This is a genomic window from Acuticoccus kalidii (assembly GCF_021556395.1).
GTDB lineage: Bacteria > Pseudomonadota > Alphaproteobacteria > Rhizobiales > Amorphaceae > Acuticoccus > Acuticoccus kalidii.
This window is the reverse complement of record NZ_JAKGCS010000015.1, coordinates 116,685-133,396: the sequence shown is the minus strand read 5'-3', so window position 1 is coordinate 133,396 and position 16,712 is coordinate 116,685. Positions and strand designations below refer to the sequence as shown.

The 16,712-nt window shown below is 69.0% G+C and carries 16 protein-coding genes; 12 read left to right on the top strand and 4 right to left on the bottom strand.

All coding sequences use genetic code 11. The features are described 5' to 3' along the window. Positions 1-28 precede the first annotated feature (28 nt). The 3 genes from L1787_RS08635 (at position 29) to L1787_RS08625 (ending at position 3,821) form a co-directional block, all read left to right on the top strand. Positions 29-1,939, top strand: a complete 1,911-nt coding sequence (locus L1787_RS08635; protein ID WP_235708358.1) for a hypothetical protein — start codon at positions 29-31, stop codon at positions 1,937-1,939. A gap of 130 nt (positions 1,940-2,069) precedes the next feature. Next, positions 2,070-2,825: an ABC transporter permease gene (locus L1787_RS08630; protein WP_235708355.1), complete on the top strand. Its 756-nt coding sequence runs from the start codon at positions 2,070-2,072 to the stop codon at positions 2,823-2,825. Positions 2,826-2,891: 66 nt separating this feature from the next. Next, positions 2,892-3,821 carry an ABC transporter substrate-binding protein gene (locus tag L1787_RS08625; RefSeq protein WP_235708354.1) on the top strand — a complete coding sequence of 310 codons (930 nt, stop codon included), beginning with the start codon at positions 2,892-2,894 and terminating at the stop codon, positions 3,819-3,821. A gap of 3 nt (positions 3,822-3,824) precedes the next feature. Here L1787_RS08625 and L1787_RS08620 read toward each other — a convergent pair whose 3' ends face one another. Continuing rightward, a complete protein-coding gene (locus L1787_RS08620; RefSeq protein WP_235708352.1) occupies positions 3,825-4,379 on the bottom strand; it encodes a DUF1003 domain-containing protein in 555 nt (184 codons plus the stop codon). 196 nt (positions 4,380-4,575) lie between these two features. Here L1787_RS08620 and L1787_RS08615 point away from each other — a divergent pair, with 196 nt between their 5' ends. Next, entirely contained in the window at positions 4,576-5,208 is a 633-nt protein-coding gene (locus tag L1787_RS08615; RefSeq protein WP_235708350.1) for a peroxiredoxin, read from the top strand. Positions 5,209-5,253: 45 nt separating this feature from the next. Here the strand turns inward: L1787_RS08615 and L1787_RS08610 are convergent, their stop codons facing one another. Further along, on the bottom strand, positions 5,254-6,102 hold the full coding sequence (locus tag L1787_RS08610) for a class I SAM-dependent methyltransferase (RefSeq protein ID WP_235708349.1): 849 nt from the start codon (positions 6,100-6,102) through the stop codon (positions 5,254-5,256). Between the two features lie 330 nt (positions 6,103-6,432). On the opposite strand from L1787_RS08610, the gene L1787_RS08605 reads away from it, so the two are divergent. Together L1787_RS08605 and L1787_RS08600 are read left to right on the top strand one after the other, a co-directional pair. Then, complete coding sequence (locus L1787_RS08605; protein WP_235708347.1) at positions 6,433-7,431, top strand: MDR family oxidoreductase; 999 nt, start codon at positions 6,433-6,435, stop codon at positions 7,429-7,431. A gap of 113 nt (positions 7,432-7,544) precedes the next feature. After that, positions 7,545-8,357: an ion transporter gene (locus L1787_RS08600; RefSeq protein WP_235708345.1), complete on the top strand. Its 813-nt coding sequence runs from the start codon at positions 7,545-7,547 to the stop codon at positions 8,355-8,357. A gap of 323 nt (positions 8,358-8,680) precedes the next feature. Here the strand turns inward: L1787_RS08600 and purD are convergent, their stop codons facing one another. Beyond that, a complete protein-coding gene (gene purD / locus L1787_RS08595; protein WP_235708343.1) occupies positions 8,681-9,946 on the bottom strand; it encodes a phosphoribosylamine--glycine ligase in 1,266 nt (421 codons plus the stop codon). A gap of 240 nt (positions 9,947-10,186) precedes the next feature. Between purD and ubiA the strand changes: the two genes are divergently transcribed. Beyond that, positions 10,187-11,128 (top strand): 4-hydroxybenzoate octaprenyltransferase, encoded by a 942-nt coding sequence (gene ubiA, locus L1787_RS08590; protein WP_235708341.1) that lies wholly within the window; start codon positions 10,187-10,189, stop codon positions 11,126-11,128. A 3-nt stretch (positions 11,129-11,131) separates the two neighbouring features. Here the strand turns inward: ubiA and L1787_RS08585 are convergent, their stop codons facing one another. Further along, positions 11,132-11,767 carry a DUF6101 family protein gene (locus L1787_RS08585; RefSeq protein WP_235708339.1) on the bottom strand — a complete coding sequence of 212 codons (636 nt, stop codon included), beginning with the start codon at positions 11,765-11,767 and terminating at the stop codon, positions 11,132-11,134. Between the two features lie 200 nt (positions 11,768-11,967). Between L1787_RS08585 and L1787_RS08580 the strand changes: the two genes are divergently transcribed. From L1787_RS08580 to lpxK, 5 genes are all read left to right on the top strand, one after another. Then, positions 11,968-13,329 (top strand): TldD/PmbA family protein, encoded by a 1,362-nt coding sequence (locus L1787_RS08580; protein ID WP_235708337.1) that lies wholly within the window; start codon positions 11,968-11,970, stop codon positions 13,327-13,329. Next, a complete protein-coding gene (locus L1787_RS08575) occupies positions 13,319-14,128 on the top strand; it encodes an inositol monophosphatase family protein (protein WP_235708335.1) in 810 nt (269 codons plus the stop codon). The genes L1787_RS08580 and L1787_RS08575 overlap by 11 nt, the downstream gene beginning before the upstream one ends. A gap of 71 nt (positions 14,129-14,199) precedes the next feature. Beyond that, on the top strand, positions 14,200-14,442 hold the full coding sequence (locus tag L1787_RS08570) for a DUF4170 domain-containing protein (RefSeq protein WP_235708333.1): 243 nt from the start codon (positions 14,200-14,202) through the stop codon (positions 14,440-14,442). Next, positions 14,439-15,716, top strand: coding sequence for a 3-deoxy-D-manno-octulosonic acid transferase (locus tag L1787_RS08565; RefSeq protein WP_235708332.1), 1,278 nt, complete (start codon positions 14,439-14,441; stop codon positions 15,714-15,716). The genes L1787_RS08570 and L1787_RS08565 overlap by 4 nt, the downstream gene beginning before the upstream one ends. Continuing rightward, complete coding sequence (gene lpxK, locus L1787_RS08560; RefSeq protein WP_235708329.1) at positions 15,713-16,687, top strand: tetraacyldisaccharide 4'-kinase; 975 nt, start codon at positions 15,713-15,715, stop codon at positions 16,685-16,687. Before L1787_RS08565 ends, lpxK begins: the two co-directional genes overlap by 4 nt. Positions 16,688-16,712: the final 25 nt, after the last annotated feature.

Sequence of the window (16,712 nt, the reverse complement as noted above, 5' to 3'; positions counted from 1 at the left end):
CCATAGGCAGAAAGGGCGTGTGGTCGAAATGACCGACTTTTATTCCGTGCTGCAGCGAGCGGTCGCCTCGCTGCCCGACGGAAGCGGTCCGCAGCGGCGGGCCGTCTACGACAAGGCACGTAAGGCACTCTTGAAGCAGCTCCAGAGCTTCGACCCGCCGCTTCCGTCCGCGGATGTGACGGCGCAGAGGCTCGCGCTGGAAGATGCCATCCGCAAGATCGAGAACGAGATCGCGCGGCAGATCCGCACACGCCGCGCCGTTCAGGGCGCGGCGCTGCCGGCGCGCGCCGGCCAGGGGGCGCCCAGCGCCGAGGCCGACCGCGAGAGCGAGGCCGAACGCGAGGCGCGCCGCCGCGCGGAGCAGCAGCGCAACCGCGAGCAGCAGGCCGCGCTCCTGCAAAATGCCGTCTCCGAAGCGACGCTCGTCGGCGACGATACGCCGGCCAATCTTCCCGTCCCGCAGCCGCAGATCACGCCGGCCCCGATCGAGGAAGAGCCCGCGCCGGACGAGGTGATGTTCGAGGCCGACCTCGACGACACGCCCGAGACCGTCCTCGATGTGCCGCGCAGCCGCCGCTCCGAGCCCGCCTTCGACCAGGAGCCGCTCGAACTCGAATACGAGAGTGAGCGCGCCGAGCAGCCCGAAGAGCAGGACCATTACGAGGAAGACGAGGTCTACGAGGACGAGGTGGAGGCCGACGAGCCCGTCGTCGACCATCGTGCCGAACGTCGTCGTCGTCGCGAAGAGGAGCGTGCGCTCCGCGCCGAGCAGCGGGCCGAACGCTCCGGCCGCCGCAAGCAGGACAAGAAGAAGGCCCGTCGCGACGTGGCCGTCGCCCGCGAGGACGGCGGAAAGCGCCGCCGGTCTCTCGTCTCGCGCATGGTCCTTCCGGTGATCGTGCTCGCGCTGCTCGTCGGCGCGTCCTATGCCGCCTTCACCCAGCGCGAAAAGCTGATGGCGGTGATCGATTCGTTCGATGGTTCCGGGAGCGCCGGCGCTCCGACCCGCGCGCCGATCGCATCGTCCGGCCCGTCGGTGACGAAGAACAGCGACCGTCTCCCCTCGACGCTCGAGGGCGAGGACACGCGCTCGGTGACGACCACCACCTGGCCCCCGCGCGAGGAAACCAGCGCCGACGAGGGCGAAGAGACCAATCTCGGCGAAACGACCGGCACGACGGACACGGCCGAGCCGACCGACGAGGCGAGCAGCGGACCGGCGCGCACCGTCGGCAGTGACGTGAGCCCCTTCGCGACCGACGCGGACACCCAGACGCCGGCCGAGGAGCAGGTCGCCGCGGTCGACGCGACGCAGGAGGCCGCGGACGAGGCGGAGGCCGAGGCCGACGACGAAGCCGTGATGTCCGAAGCGCCGATCGGAGACATCTCCCCCGCGGGCAGCCAGCAGGCCGTCCTTTACGAGGAAGCCGCGCAAGCCGGCGAGCAGGGCTCGGCGGTTCCGGGCGGTGTCGAATGGTCGATGGTGCGCCAGTCGGTCGGAGGCGGTGAGCCCGAGCCGGTCGTCCGCGCCAACGCCGAGGTGCCCGATCGCGACATGAGCGCGACCATCACGATTCGCGAAAATCGCGACGGTCAGCTTCCCGCGAGCCACCTCATCGAGATCTCGTTCAACGTCCCGAGCGACTTTGAGGGCGGCGGCGTGAAGAACGTGCCCGGCCTCATCATGAAGGAGACCGAGCAATCGCGTGGCGATGCGCTTCGCGGTGCGGCGGCGCGCGTCTCCTCCGGCCTCTTCTGGATCGCCTTGTCCGAGGAATCGGCCGATCGCGAGGCCAATCTTCGCCTGCTGCGGGATCGTGATTGGATCGATATTCCGATCCTCTACGAATCCGGCCGCCGCGCGATCCTGACGCTGCGCAAGGGCAATGACGGCTTCAAGTCGGTGAACGCCGCGATCCAGGCCTGGAGCCCGGGCTAGGCACGGGCGGCGCGCCGATCTTCGCCGACGTGTCGCCGTCGGCCGCAATCCTGGCGAAAGCCTGCCGTGTCCTGCGGGACGGGGCAGGCTTTCGTGTGATTGATCCCGTGATTCGCTGCGGCTCATCCCGATGACGGAGCATCTTCGACGGCTTGGCCGCGCCGGCGCGGGCGTTCTCCTCGTGCTCCTCTTGTGGTGGGGCGCGACCGCCATTTTCGCGCCGCCGCGTTACGTCTTCCCGAGCCCGCTCGACGTCGCGACCGTGTTCGCGACGCGGTGGGCCTATCTTCTCCACCATGCCGCGATCACGGCGAGCGAGATCGTGCTCGGCCTCGTCGTCGGTCTCATCGCGGGAGTCGCGACCGCGCTTGCGGTCGCGGCGACGCCCTTGATGCGCCGCCTCGTCCTGCCGGCGGTGATCGTGACGCAAACGCTGCCGGTCTTCGCGATCGCGCCGCTTCTCGTCGTCTGGCTCGGGTTCGGGCTGTTGTCCAAGATCACCATGGCGGCGCTCATCATCTATTTCCCGATCGCCACCGCCTATGCCGAGGCGATGGCGCGCGTCGACGCCCGCCTCGTCGATCTCGCCCGCCTTCAGGGGGCGAGCCGTGGTCAGATCCTGTGGCTGATCCGCGCGCCGGGCGGGGTGCCGGGCCTCGTCGCCGGTCTCAAGGTGGCGGCGACCGTGGCGCCGATCGGCGCCGTCGTTGGCGAGTGGGTCGGGGCATCGGCGGGTCTCGGCTATATCATGCTCCACGCCAACGCCCGGCTTCAGACGCCGACGCTGTTCGCGGCCCTCTTCACCCTCGCGGCGCTCGCGCTCCTGTTGCGCGCGGCGGTGGACCTCGTCGCCGACCGGCTCGCCCGTTGGCAACCCGCCTCGTGATGACGAGCCCGACTTGCGGTCCGGCCGCGCCGCGTTAGCATCCCCGCAAATCGTCAGGACGTTTTCATGCTACGCACCGCCTTCGCCACGCTCTTCCTCATCGCCGCCTCATCGAGCGCCTTCGCGCAGGAGCGGCTCACCGTTCTCCTCGACTGGTTCGTCAATCCCGATCACGCGCCGCTGATCGTCGCCGAGGCGCGCGGCGCATTCGCCGATCGCGGCATCACCGTCGAGATCGTCGCCCCGGCCGACCCGGCCGCGCCGCCGCGCCTCGTCGCCGCCGGTGAGGGCGATATCGCGATCACCTACCAGCCGAGCCTTTATCAACAGGTGAGCGAGGAGCTGCCGGTGATGCGCGTCGGAACGCTGGTCGCGACGCCGCTCAACAGCCTCGTCGCCCTGGACGGCGGCGGGATCGAGACGCTCTCCGATCTCGCCGGCAAGACCGTCGGCTATTCGGTCGGCGGCTTCGAGGACGCGCTCCTCGGCCGGATGCTCGCAAGCGTCGATCTCACGCTCGACGACGTGCGCCTCGTCAACGTGAACTTTGCGCTGACGCCGGCGCTCCTGTCCGGCCAGGTCGATGCCGTGATCGGTGCCTTCCGCAATTTCGAGCTGACCCAGATCCGCCTCGAAGGGGCCGAGGGCAAGGCCTTCCTGCCCGAGGAGCACGGCGTTCCGTCTTATGAGGAGCTGATCTTCATCACCCACCGCGACCGCGCCGCCGATCCCGCCATCGGCCATCTCCTCGACGCGCTCGACGAGACGACGGCGTGGATGCAAGCCCATCCCGAGGAGGCCGAGCGCCTCTTCTTCGAGGCCCAGCCCGACCTCGATGACGAATTGAACCGCGCCGCCTTCGAGGACACGCTCGACAAGTTCGCCCCGCAGAGCCGTCCGCTCGATGTCGCGGGCTACGAGGCGTTCGCGCAGTTCATGACGGACGCCGGTCTCGTCGCCGAGCTGCCGCCGCTCGACACCTACGCGCGCGAATAGGGTTCATGGCCTCTCGGCCGGAAGGCGCGCCTCGATCCGCTCGAGGCGCGTCGTGATTCGATCGAGCGTTTCGGTGAGGGCGGCGATCTCCGCGCGGCGGAGCGAATCGATCTTTTCGTGGAGCGCGATGATCTCGATCTCGGCCTTGAGGTTCACCTCATAATCGTGCCCCGCCTCGATCCGGTCGCGGTCCGCCGCGCGGTTCTGCGACATCATGATGATCGGCGCCTGGATCGCGGCGAGCATCGAGAGGATGAGATTGAGGAACACGAACGGGTAGGGGTCGAACGCGTCCGACCGCAGGAGGACGACGTTGACGACCGCCCACAGGACGAGAAATCCGAGAAAGCTGAGGATGAAGTGCCAGGAGCCGCCGACCTCGGCGATCCTGTCGGAGAGGCGTTCGCCGAAGGTAATCTTTGCTTGCGCGCGCGCCGCATAATCCTCGACGAGAGGCCGGCCGGCGCGTTCCAGGACGCGGCGCTCCGCCGGGTGGAGCTTTTCGAGTGAGCGGCCGAACCAGCGGCGCGCACGCTCTCGAGTGACTTCATTGGACATCCGACGCGTCTCTTCCTTGCGAACGGTGACGGGGACGAATGCGTGTCCCGGCCTTCATATGATCCTCGTCGAGTCGCGTTGAAATGACACCCGTCGGACGGGGATCGCGGGCATCACAGCTCTTGAACGCTTGTGCTAAGCAAGCGATCTCAGAGCGACCGGCCGGCACGTCGCCGGCCAAACGAGGAGGATCATCATGGCACTTCAGATCGGCGACAAGGTTCCCGACTTCGAGGCGGATACCTCGGAAGGCCATATCCGTTTCTACGACTATATCGATGGCAAGTGGGCCATCCTGTTCTCGCACCCGAAGAACTTCACCCCGGTCTGCACGACCGAGCTCGGCTACACCGCCAAGCTGAAGGACGAATTCGCCAAGCGCGGCGTCGTCGTGATGGGGCTTTCGGTCGACCAGCTCACCGATCACGAGACGTGGGCGAAGGACATCGAAGAGACGCAAGGCACCGCGCTCAACTTCCCGCTCATCGCCGACCATGACCGCAAGGTTGCGACGCTCTACGGGATGATCCACCCGAACGCGAGCGACACGATGACGGTGCGGTCCGTGTTCGTGATCGGGCCGGACAAGACGCTCAAAATGAGCCTCAATTATCCGGCGTCGACCGGCCGCAATTTCGACGAGATCCTTCGGGTGATCGACTCGCTCCAGCTCACCGCCGCCCACAAGGTCGCAACGCCAGTGAACTGGAAGCACGGCGAGGACGTGATCATCGTCCCGGCCGTCTCCGACGAGGAGGCGAAGACGAAATTTCCCGGCGGTTGGAAGGCTCTGAAGCCCTATCTGCGGATCGTTCCGCAGCCGAAATGATCGTCGATGGCCCGGCTTCGGCCGGGCCGATTTCGTTGTGGTGGCTTATTTGAGCCGGAGGAAGAGCGCGCTTTCCCGTGCGCCGTCGACGAGGGGCAAGGATCCCGCGAAGCTGTTGCCGAGCGCGCCCGGCATCTGGGCGACGACATAGGCGCTCGCGAACAGGAGATCGGCCCGCCCGCCGATCAGCGGCGCGACGGCATTTTGCTCATTATAGGCCGTGAACGGCCAGGCGGACGGGTAGGGCGCGGGCAGGAAGATGTCGTGGAACATCACGACGGCGCCGGCCGGAAGGGCCGGGATCACGTGATTGAGCATGAGGTCGACGTCCGTTCCCGGCATCAGGACGTGACTGGAATCGACGATCAGCATATCCCCGGCGGCAAGATCGAAGGGGGCGAGGCCCGCCTCCTGCACGGTCTTGCGAATGAGCGTGATGGGCAGCCCTTCGAGGTCGGCGCGCGGTTGCGGGTCGATGGCGGTGAGGGTGGTGCCGAGCCCGGCATCGCGGATCGCGCGGGCGATGAAGCGGGTGGAATGGCCCGACCCCACCTCGACGATGCGGGCAGGCTCCAGATGACGGACCATCGCATAAAGCGCCGCCGCATCGAGCCGGGGGAACCACGACTGATCGAAGCGCGGCTCCGGCGGCGGGCCGACGATCGCGCCGATCTCGTGGGCGAGCGCATCGATCCGGAACAGATGCGCGATCATGTCGTCCTCGGCGCGGCGGAAGATCGGGACCAGCGCGTCGAACGGGCGTTGATCCCAGGCGGCGGAGGCTGCCGCGTTGCGCATCGGGATGAAATAGCCGCGCTTGCGCAGACCAAGGACGGTCTGAAGCCCGAATGACAGGGTCCGTCGCTGGGCGCGGGTCATGAAGGGATCGGGCATTGGGGCTCCGGGTCGCTCGCTCTGTCGGTCGCGACGAAAGGAAGGTCTGTTCGTTCGCATCGTTGGGGCACCGTCCGCACGAAGGGGAATCGCGGCCTGGGACGAGGCTCCTTATTCCCTATCTAGCGCGTTTCGAGTGAGGAAAGGGAGCCCGGCCGGCCGCTGAGCGTCGAGCTCACGATGTCGCCCGTCGGGCGAGCGGGCGCAAGCCGCGCGGCGCGCCGGATTTGACATTGCGGCGCCGCCGTCCGATGCGCGCTGATGACGGGCGGTGCGTCGCACCGCGTGACGAGGGCGCCCGCGACGAATGGCGCCGAGAGGAGGGGACCGATGAAGGCATTGATCGTCGACAAGGCGGACGATGGGGTGACGGCCACGATCGAGAAGATCGACGAGGCGCGCCTGCCGGAAGGCGACGGCGAGCGCATGGTCACCGTCCGCGTCACCTACTCCACCGTCAATTACAAAGACGGGCTGTGCCTCACCGGCGGCGGCGGCCTGGTGCGCACCTATCCGCACGTTCCGGGGATCGATTTCGCCGGGATCGTCGAAGCCTCCGACGATCCGCGCTATGCGCCCGGCGACAAGGTCGTGCTCACCGGCTGGCGTGTCGGCGAAGCGTGGTGGGGCGGCTATGCCGAAAAGGCGCGGGTGAAGGGCGATTGGCTGGTGCCGCTGCCGGATGGCCTCACCGACCGGCAGGCGATGGCGGTGGGCACCGCCGGCTTTACCGCGATGCTCGCGGTGATGGCGCTCGAAGCGCACAAGGTGCTGCCGGGCGGACGGCCGGTCCTGGTGACGGGCGCGGCTGGCGGGGTCGGCTCGGTCGCGACCGCGATCCTCGCCAAGCTCGGCTATGAGGTCGCCGCCGTGACGGGCCGGCCGGAGACCGCCGACTATCTGAAGCGCCTCGGCGCCGCGAGCATCGTCGAGCGCGAGGCGCTCGCCTCCGCCCCCGCGCGGCCGCTCGGGAAGGAGACCTATGCCGGCGCGGTCGACGCGGTGGGAGGCGCGATGTGCGCCCACATCCTGACGCTCCTCGAATATCGCGGCAGCCTCGCCGCGGTCGGCCTTGCCGGCGGCGCGGCGCTCGAGGGGGCGAGCGTCATTCCGTTCCTGCTGCGCGGGGTGAACCTTCTCGGTATCGATTCGGTGATGCAGCCGCGCGAAAACCGGCTCGTCGCCTGGGAGCGCGTCGCGACGGATCTGCCGCTCGATCTCCTCGAGACGATGATCGACGAGGTGCCGCTGGAGGCCGTCCCGCAGCTCGGCCGCGACATTCTGGCGGGGAAGGTGCGCGGCCGCGCGGTGGTCGATTTATCGCTCTGATCGGGCCCATCCGGTGTGGCGGTCGGCGGATCGTCGCACCGGGCGGCAACGACATCAAATGCCATTGAGGCGTCACCCAGTGTCCCCATATCCCGGTCCGGCCGGAGACCTCGATGCGCGACACCGTTAGACAGATCATATCCTCCCGGCGATGGGAGCACGCGATCACCGCGCTCATCGTCATCAATGCGATCACGCTCGGGCTCGAAACCAGCGACACGATGATGGAGCGGGCCGGCTCGTTCCTGTACGCGCTCGACCGCGCGGTGCTCGTGATCTTCGTCGTCGAGATCGCGCTCCGGCTCTATGTCCATCGCCTGTCCTTCTTCCGCGATCCGTGGAGCCTCTTCGACTTCACGATCGTCGGGATCGCGCTGATGCCGGCGACGGGTCCGTTCCAGGTGCTGCGCGCGCTCAGGATCCTGCGTGTGCTTCGGCTCCTGTCGATGGTCCCCTCATTGCGCCGCGTGGTGACGGGACTCGTCACCGCGCTGCCCGGCATGGGCTCGATCATCGTCCTCTTGGTCATCGTGTTCTACGTCGCCTCGGTGATGGCGACGGAGCTCTTCGGCTCGGAATTTCCCGAATGGTTCGGCACCATCGGCCTGTCGGCCTACACGCTCTTCCAGATCATGACCTTGGAATCCTGGTCGATGGGGATCGCGCGGCCGGTGATGGAGGCGATCCCGAACGCTTGGATCTTCTTCGTGCCGTTCGTCCTCCTGACGGCGTTCGTGGTGCTCAACCTGTTTATCGGCGTCGTGGTCTCCGCGATGCAGGAGACCGTCGAGGCCGAGGGGGCGGAAGGGCGCGAGGCGATCCACGACGAGAGCGTCGAGATCGCCCGCTCGATTCGGGAAATGCGGGCGGAGATCCGTGAGCTGCGCACGGCGGTCGAACGGCGGATGGTGGAAAGCGAGCGCTGACGGGCGTTCGTCCGCCCGGGTGGCGGTCCTCGTGGCGCGCTCATCTTTGCGGCGCGGCTCTTTTGATGGCGCAGCCGTCTTTGCGGCGCGGCCGTGGGGCGCCGTGCCAAGCCGCTCCCGCCGATCGTCCAGGATCGCCCGAGCCGGTTCGAGCCTCAACCCACGCTTCGCTCTTCGGGGTTGACCCTCGAACCGGCTCGGGCGAGCGCGGAGTCAGTCGGCTCCGAAGGAAGGTCGGGCTTTCGTCTCACCAAAGGAAGGGAAGGGGAGCGCGCGGCATCGCCGGGCGCCCCTCACCGTGGCGGGTGGCGGGGCGCGCCGGTTCAGCTTCCGATATCGCTGCGGTGGCGGCCGCCCGGCCAGGCGAGGTGGGTGAGCGCGCCATAGGCGGCGCCGCGGGCGGCGTCGGCGTCGGCGCCGGTCGCGACGACGGTGAGGACGCGGCCGCCGTTCGAGAGGACGCGATCGCCGTCGGGGCGGGTGCCGGCATGGTAGACCGTGGCGCCGGCGGCGGCGACGGCGTCGAGGCCGCCAATCTCCTCGTCGCGGCGGACGGGGCCGGGATAGCCCTCGGCGGCGACGACTACGCCGACCGCGGTGCCGCGATTGTCGATCGCCGCGTCGGCGAGATTGCCGGTCGCGGTGGCGTAGAGGAGGCTGTAGGCGTCGCCGGCGAGGCGGGGGAGGATCACCTGGCACTCCGGGTCGCCGAAGCGGACATTATATTCGATCAGCTTCGGCCCGTCTTTGGTCAGCATCAGCCCGGCATAGAGGACGCCGACATAGGCGATCCCGTCGTCCGCGAGGGCGCGGAGCGTCGGGCGCACGATCGTCTCCATCGCCGCCTCGCAGGCCGCGTCGTCGAAGTCGGGAGCGGGGGAGATTGCGCCCATGCCACCGGTGTTGGGGCCGCGATTGCCGTCGAAGGCGCGCTTATAGTCCCGCGCGGTGGCGAGGGCACGGACGGTCTTGCCGTCGGAGAGGGCGAACAGGCTGACCTCCGGGCCTTCGAGCCGCTCCTCGAGGACGACGCGGGCGCCGGCCGCGCCGAAGGTGCCGTCGAAGCATTCCTTGACGGCGCGGCGGGCCTCCTCGATCGTCTCGGCGACGACGACGCCCTTGCCTGCGGCGAGCCCGTCGGCCTTCACCACCAAAGGGGCGCCCATGCGGTCGACCGCGGCGAGCGCGTCGGCCAGCTCGTCGCAGATCCGGGCCTTCGCCGTCGGAACGCCGATGCGGGTGCACAATTCCTTGGTGAACGACTTCGAGGCTTCGAGCTCCGCGGCGGCCTTCGACGGGCCGAACACGGCGAGCCCCTTGGCGCACAGGCGGTCGGCGAGGCCGTCCGCGAGCGGGGCTTCGGGGCCGATCACGATGAGGTCGAAGCCGGTCGCCGCGTCCTCGACGGTCGCGGGATCGATCGCCTCGGCGATGGTTTCGAGCCCGGCGTTCGGTCCGCCGGCGAAGGCGACGTGCGCCACCTTGGGGGAGGCGGCGATCGCCGCGGCGAGCGCGTGCTCACGTCCGCCCGAGCCGACCACCAGAACCCGCGCGTTCGTGGGTTCCTCCGTCAAGGTCGCTGCCGCCATGTCGCCTTCGTCCTTCCTGTCGGCGACGCCTCGATCGAGGGGCGCCGTCTTCCGCGTTTTCGATGGGCCGGCGTTTGACGCGGGAGGGTTTGTCCCTCATGTCAAACGCACATGATCAATCGGCGCAGTCTCTAGCGCGCTTTCGTCCCGCGTGGAATCACTTGCGGGAAATGAAGCGGGCGAGAGGCCGCGGCGACCCCGGAGCGAGGATCCGGGGGCGGAAGAATGAGGACATTTCGGATGAGCGACGTTCGTGCCGTCAACGCATCGACCGGCCGTGTGCAGGACGCGCCGTCCGGCAATTTCGTCGACCGTTTCGTGCCGGGCCGGCTGCGGCCCTATGCCCAGCTCGCCCGCCTCGACCGGCCGATCGGCTGGTGGCTCCTCATGTGGCCGTGCTGGTGGTCGGTGGCGCTCGCGGGCGTCGCGGTCGGCGCGGCGCCGAACCTTGCGCACCTCGCCCTCTTCATGATCGGCGCGATCGTGATGCGCGGGGCCGGCTGCACCTACAACGACATTCTGGACCGCAATATCGACGCCCATGTCGAGCGCACGAAGTCCCGGCCGATCCCGTCCGGGCGCGTCTCGGCCGAGGCGGCGATGCTGTTCATGCTGCTCCTCGCTTTTATCGGCCTTGCGGTGCTGCTGTCCTTCAACGCCTTTACGATCATGATGGCGTTCGGGTCGCTCGTGATCGTCGCCTTCTACCCGCTCGCCAAGCGGGTGACGGACTGGCCGCAATTCATTCTCGGCCTCGCCTTTTCCTGGGGCGCGTGGCTCGGCTGGTCGGCGACGCTCGGCACAGTCGGCTGGGCGCCCGCCTTCCTCTATGTCGGGTCGATCTGCTGGACGATCGGCTATGATACGATTTACGCCCACCAGGACCGGCGGGACGATGCGATCATCGGCGTGCGTTCGACGGCGCGGCATTTCGGCGCGAACACCAAGCGCGCGGTCGGCCTCTTTTACGGGGCGACCGTCCTCCTCTTCGCGGGGGCGCTGTGGTTCGCGGGGGCCGGGCTCTTCGGCTATCTCGGCCTTGCCGCGTTCGCGATCCATCTCGGGCAGCAGGTGACGCGCGTGTCGACGGACGATCCGGCGTCCTGCCTCGACGCGTTCCGGTCGAACCGGTGGGCCGGGTGGCTCCTTTTCGTGGGTCTCGTCGCGGACTCGATGCTCTGAGGCTCAGGTCCGCGCGATGATCTCACGCTCGCCGGCAATCACGTTCATCTCCTTGAAGCTGCGCGCCAGCGGGGCGGCGCGGCGACGGCGGCCATAGAGCGAGCGGCGGCCGACGAGGGCCGACCCCTTGCGCCGCTCGGACGGGCGCTCGGCGAGGACGACACCGAGCGCGGTGAGCTCGGCGTGCACACGGCCGTCCGCCTCGACGGCGAGGAGGGGAAGCGACAGCGCCTTCGCCCAGGCCTGCCATTCCCGTGCGACCGTCGCGACTTCGGTGCCGGAGGACAGGAGGACGGAGTGCTCGTGCTCCTCGTGCATCAGCGACAAATGAAAGACGGGTTCGCCCTCGCCGCGCTCGACGGTGACGGCGACGCCGCGATAAGAAGAGAGCGGACGGGTGGCCGCGGCCGCCTCGCCGCTATGCGGGCGAATGGTGACCGCGTCGCGGGAAATATCCACCGAGACCGGTCGATCGCGCCGGCCCCGGAGGGACAGATGCGTCGGTAGGGTCACGGTCGCCCTCTCGCTCTTCGTCGGCATCGCGTCATTGGCGGCGTTCGCGGCGAGGGAGGACGGGGCGGCAGCGGTCACGGGGGCGGAAGACACAATGGCGGCGCTGTTCAAGGCTGCGGCGTACATGGGTTGCGCTCCGTGAAAGACATCTCGATCTGATGAGTGCACCCTACAGGCACCCATTTTCGGCCACGCTAAGTGAAGCGACCGAATCAAGAGCGGCGAATTTACCAATGCGTAACCAATGTCCGGCCAAGGCCGCGGAATTCCTGACGATCCGCTCTTTGCCTTGCTTCGGCCAGTAAGGATTTCTAAACCATCCCGCTATGTCCCACGACACGATCGAATATCTCAGTCTCGACCGGCTCAGCGCGCTGACCGAGGCCGCGCTCGACGCGGCGAAGGCCGCCGGAGCCGACAATGCGGACGCCGTGGCGCTGGCGCGCTTCTCGGTATCCTCCACCGTCCGCAATGGCGTGACGGAGGAGGTGGAGAGCGCCGAGGAGGCCGATCTCGGCCTTCGCGTCTTCGTCGGCGACCGTGCCGCGATGGTGGGCGTTAACCCGAGCGGGGACATCAAGTCCGTCGCCGAACGGGCCGTCGCGATGGCGAAAGCCGCACCCGCGGACGATACGGTGGCGCTCGCCGATCCGGCCGCCCTCGCGCGCGATATCGATGCCGCCTCGCTCGAAATCGACGACGGCATCGTCCTCACGAGCGAGGCGTTAACGGAACGCGCCCACCGGCTCGAACACGCGATGAAGCATGTGCCGGGGGTGACGAACTCGGCCGGCACATCCGCCTCGGCGGCGCGCGCGGCGCGCTGGTACGCGGCGACGAACGGCTTTTCCGCCGGCTATTTCACCACGACCCACAGCCATGTCGCCCGTGCGATCGCAGGCGACGGGACGCGCATGGAGCGCGACCATTGGCATTCGGCCAAGCGCCATCTCGCCGATCTCGTCGACGAGAAGACCGTGGGCGAGACCGCGGGCCGTCGTGCGGTGCGGCGAATGGAGGCCGAGCCGATCTCGACCCGCGTTGCGACGGTGATCTTCGAGCCGACGATCGCGACCGGCTTTGTCGGCCACCTGCTGGGCGCCGTTAACGGGTCGGCCGTCGCGCGCGAGGCGAGCCTCCTCGCCGGCAAACTCGGCGAGAAGGTGCTCGCCGACGGGATAACCATTCGTGACGATCCGCGCGTCGTGCGGGGCCTCGCCTCGCGCCCCTTCGATGGGGAGGGGCTCGCCTCCGAAGCGATCGACATCGTGGCCGACGGTATCCTCGACCATTATGTGCTCGACCTTTCGACCGCACGGCGGCTCGGCATGACGGGCAACGGGCGCGGCTTCCGGGGAACCGGCGCGCCGTCGCCGATGGCGACCAATGTCTCGGTCCTCGGCGGGGCCGGGGACATGGCGAGCCTGATGAAGGAGGCCGGCAGCGGGCTCCTCGTTACCGAGCTGATCGGCAGCGGGGCCAATATCGTGTCCGGCGCCTATAGCCGTGGCGCGGCGGGGTTCTGGTTCGAGAATGGCGAGATCGTCGCGCCGGTGGCCGAGATCACCATCGCCGGCAACCTGAGGGACATGTTCGCCCGCGCGCGCTTCGGTGACGACGCGCCGGGGCTCTACTCCACCAACGCGCCGTCCATCGCCATCGAGGGGTTGACCATCGGTGGCCGTTGACCCCGCGCGCCTGACGTCCGCACGCGAGGACACCGACGTCCTCGTTGCGGCCGTGCGCGCGGGTGGTGAGGTGGCCCGTCGCTATTTCGGTGCTGCGGCCGAACGGTGGGACAAGGCGGACGGAACGCCCGTGTCGGTCGCCGATCTCGAGGTCGATCGCTGCCTTGCGGAGCATCTGCGCGGGGCGCGGCCGCATTATGGCTGGGTCTCGGAGGAAACCTCGGCTGCGCCGGGCGTGTGCGGCCGGGCCTTCGTCGTCGATCCGATCGACGGAACGCGCGCCTTTTTGCGGGGGGAGACGGCGTGGACGGTGGTCGCCGCCGTGGTAGAGGACGGGCGGCCGATTGCCGCCGCGATCCTGCGGCCGGTGACCGGAGTGCTCTATTGCGCTTCGCTCGGCGGTGGTGCGTTTCGTGATGGCGCGCCGGTCCACGTCACCGGGCGGACCCGGCTCGACGGGGCCGAGATCGCCGCGCCCGGGCCACTCTTTCGCGAGGGAGGCTTTCCGGAGCGTGGCGTCAAGCGGGCCGCCTCCATTCCCTCTCTCGCCTTGCGCCTCGCGCGGGTGGCGGAGGGGCGGCTCGACGGGGTCATCACCAAGCAAGGCCCGCACCATTGGGACCTTGCGGCGGCCGACCTGATCGTGCACGAGGCGGGTGGAACTCTGACGTCATTGGATGGGACACGGCCGCTTTATGACAGTGCGTCGACCGCGCACGCGCCGATCGTCGCGGGTCCGCGGGATCTGGCCGAGGCGCTGCGGCGTCTGGCCGCCGACTATGCGGCGCACACTGCGTGAGCGTCGGTTCCGTGAGATGGCGCGCGGATCCTTGCTTATGGTTTGACTGAAGGGCGGACAAGGCGATCGTGATGGCGGAACAGAAGCAGCTTCTTCACCTCGTCCTCGGCGGCGAGCTCGCGGATCTCAAGGGCGTGACCTTCCGCGACCTCGACAAGGTCGAGGTGGTGGGCGTTTACCCGAATTATGCCGAGGCGCACAAAGCTTGGCAGTCGAAGGCGCAGCAGACGGTCGACAATGCGCACATGCGCTATTTCATCGTCCATCTCCATCGTCTGCTCGACCCCGAGACCGACACAACCCACGTCGCGTGACGCGAACCGGCGGTGCCGTCTGGTCGGTCTACGAAGCGGCGGGACGATTGGCGGCTCCGCTCGCGGCCCCCTATCTCGCGCACCGCGCCGCGCGGGGTAAGGAAGACGCCGGACGAATTTCCGAGAAGCGCGGCGTCGCCTCGCACGTGCCCTTCCCCGAGGCGCCGATCTGGCTCCACGCGGTGAGCGTCGGGGAGAGCGTCGCCGCGCTCTCCGTGGCCGACAGCCTCGTCGGCTGGGGCTATCCCGTCCTCGTCACGACCTCGACGCCGACGGCGGCGCGGCGGGTCGCCGCGCACGAGGGGGCCTCGCTCTGTCATCAGTTCGCCCCGCTCGACGCCGCGCCGTTCGTTGCGCGGTTCCTCGATACGTGGCGGCCGCAAGCGGCGATCTTCACCGAATCGGAGGTCTGGCCCGCGACGCTTCAGGCGCTCGCACGGCGCGGTATTCCGCGGGCGCACGTCAATGCGCGGCTGTCCGCACGGTCCTTCGCGCGGTGGAAGGCGCGGCCGTGGCTTTCGGCGCCCTTGTTCGGCATGATCGATCTCGCGCTCTGTCAGACGGCGCGGCAAGGCGAGCGGTTCGAAGCGCTCGGCGTTCGTGAGGTCCACGTGACGGGGCAGATCAAATTCGACGCCGCACCGCCGATCGCCGATCCCGCCGCCGTCGAAGCGCTGCGCGAGGTCATCGGGTCGCGGCCGGTGTGGCTCGCGGCGAGCACCCATCCGGGCGAGGAGGAGGCGGTCATCGTCGCCCATCGGCGGCTGCGCGAACGTTGGCCTGACATTCTCACCATCATCGCGCCGCGCCATGTCGAGCGGGCGGACGCGATCGAGGCGCTCGATCCGCTCGACATGACGCGGCGCAGCAAAGGGGAGCGGCCCGAAGCCGGCCTCTATCTCGCCGACACGTTCGGGGAAATGGGGACGCTCTTCGCGGTCGCGCCGGTGGTGTTTCTCGGGGCCTCGCTCGTCCCGCTCGGCGGCCACAATCCGGCCGAGCCGGCGGCGCATGGGACCGCCCTTCTGACGGGGCCTTCGCATGGCGAGATGTTCGAGCCGTTCCTCGCTGGCGACGCGGCGCTCGTCGTCGATGGCGCGGACGCGTTGGCCGAGACGGTGAGCGCCCTTTTCGACGACGAAGCGCGGCGGGCAGCGCTCGCGGAGCGCGCGGCGCTGGTGCTCGACGCCGAGCGTGGGGCGCTCGGCCGCACGATGGACGCCTTGTCGCAATGGTTCGCGGCGAACGCCGTCGAAGCGGGGCGGGCCTTGTGAAGGCCCCGGCCTTCTGGTGGCGTCCGGCGGGGAGCGCGGCGCGGCTGTTGGCGCCGATCGGCGGCGTCGTCGGAATGGTGGCGGCGCGGCGGATGCACCGCCCGGCGGCGGCGACGGTCGAGGCGAAGGTCATCTGCATCGGTAACCCGACCGTCGGCGGAGCCGGCAAGACGCCGGTGGCGATCGCCGTGGCGCGGCTGCTTCTCGAGGCGGGGCATCGGCCGGTCTTCCTGACGCGGGGCTATGGCGGCCGGCTCAAAGGGCCGCTGATCATCGGCGACGAAGGCGCGGCGGACGTGGGCGACGAGGCGCTCCTCCTCGCCGCGATCGCGCCGACCGTCGTCTCGCGCGACAGGGCCGCCGGCGGAAGGCTCGCGGCCTGTCTCGGCGATGTCATCGTGATGGATGACGGATTTCAGAATCCGGGTCTCGCGAAGGACTGGTCGGCGCTGGTGATCGACCGCGCGGTCGGCGTCGGGAACGCCCGTGTCACGCCGGCGGGGCCGTTGCGGGCTCCGCTGGCGGCCCATGCTCCGCTCGCCGATGGGCTCATCGTGGTCGATGCAGGCGAGGGGATCGCTGCGCCGCTTCCCGATCTCGGCGTGCCGATCTTCACGGCCCACCTCGAGCCGACGGTGTCGGAGCCGCTCGACGGGGTGCCCGTCCTGGCGTTCGCGGGCATCGGACGGCCGGAAAAGTTCTTCGCGAGCGTCCGCGCGTTGGGCGCGACGCTCGTCGAGGCACGGCCATTTGCGGACCATCACGCGTTCGAGGCGCGGGAGATCACCGGCTTGCGCGACGCGGCGGCCAAGGCTGGATTGAAGCTGGTGACGACGCGGAAGGACCATGTCCGCCTCGCGACGGGAAGCGACGCGGCGCAGCGTCTCGCCGCGGACTGTCTGGTCGTCGATGTCAGCGCGGTGTTGGATCCGGCGCTGGGGGAGGTGCTGCGGGGGATCGCGCGCGGCTGAGGCGGTGCGCGATTTGCGCCCCCCG

Coding starts and splice junctions, on each gene's coding strand:
- L1787_RS08635 (WP_235708358.1), top strand. CDS start 29: ATGACCGACTTTTATTCCGTGCTGCAGCGAGCGGTCGCCTCGCTGCCC.
- L1787_RS08630 (WP_235708355.1), top strand. CDS start 2,070: ATGACGGAGCATCTTCGACGGCTTGGCCGCGCCGGCGCGGGCGTTCTC.
- L1787_RS08625 (WP_235708354.1), top strand. CDS start 2,892: ATGCTACGCACCGCCTTCGCCACGCTCTTCCTCATCGCCGCCTCATCG.
- L1787_RS08620 (WP_235708352.1), bottom strand. CDS start 4,379: ATGTCCAATGAAGTCACTCGAGAGCGTGCGCGCCGCTGGTTCGGCCGC.
- L1787_RS08615 (WP_235708350.1), top strand. CDS start 4,576: ATGGCACTTCAGATCGGCGACAAGGTTCCCGACTTCGAGGCGGATACC.
- L1787_RS08610 (WP_235708349.1), bottom strand. CDS start 6,102: ATGCCCGATCCCTTCATGACCCGCGCCCAGCGACGGACCCTGTCATTC.
- L1787_RS08605 (WP_235708347.1), top strand. CDS start 6,433: ATGAAGGCATTGATCGTCGACAAGGCGGACGATGGGGTGACGGCCACG.
- L1787_RS08600 (WP_235708345.1), top strand. CDS start 7,545: ATGCGCGACACCGTTAGACAGATCATATCCTCCCGGCGATGGGAGCAC.
- purD (WP_235708343.1), bottom strand. CDS start 9,946: ATGGCGGCAGCGACCTTGACGGAGGAACCCACGAACGCGCGGGTTCTG.
- ubiA (WP_235708341.1), top strand. CDS start 10,187: ATGAGCGACGTTCGTGCCGTCAACGCATCGACCGGCCGTGTGCAGGAC.
- L1787_RS08585 (WP_235708339.1), bottom strand. CDS start 11,767: ATGTACGCCGCAGCCTTGAACAGCGCCGCCATTGTGTCTTCCGCCCCC.
- L1787_RS08580 (WP_235708337.1), top strand. CDS start 11,968: ATGTCCCACGACACGATCGAATATCTCAGTCTCGACCGGCTCAGCGCG.
- L1787_RS08570 (WP_235708333.1), top strand. CDS start 14,200: ATGGCGGAACAGAAGCAGCTTCTTCACCTCGTCCTCGGCGGCGAGCTC.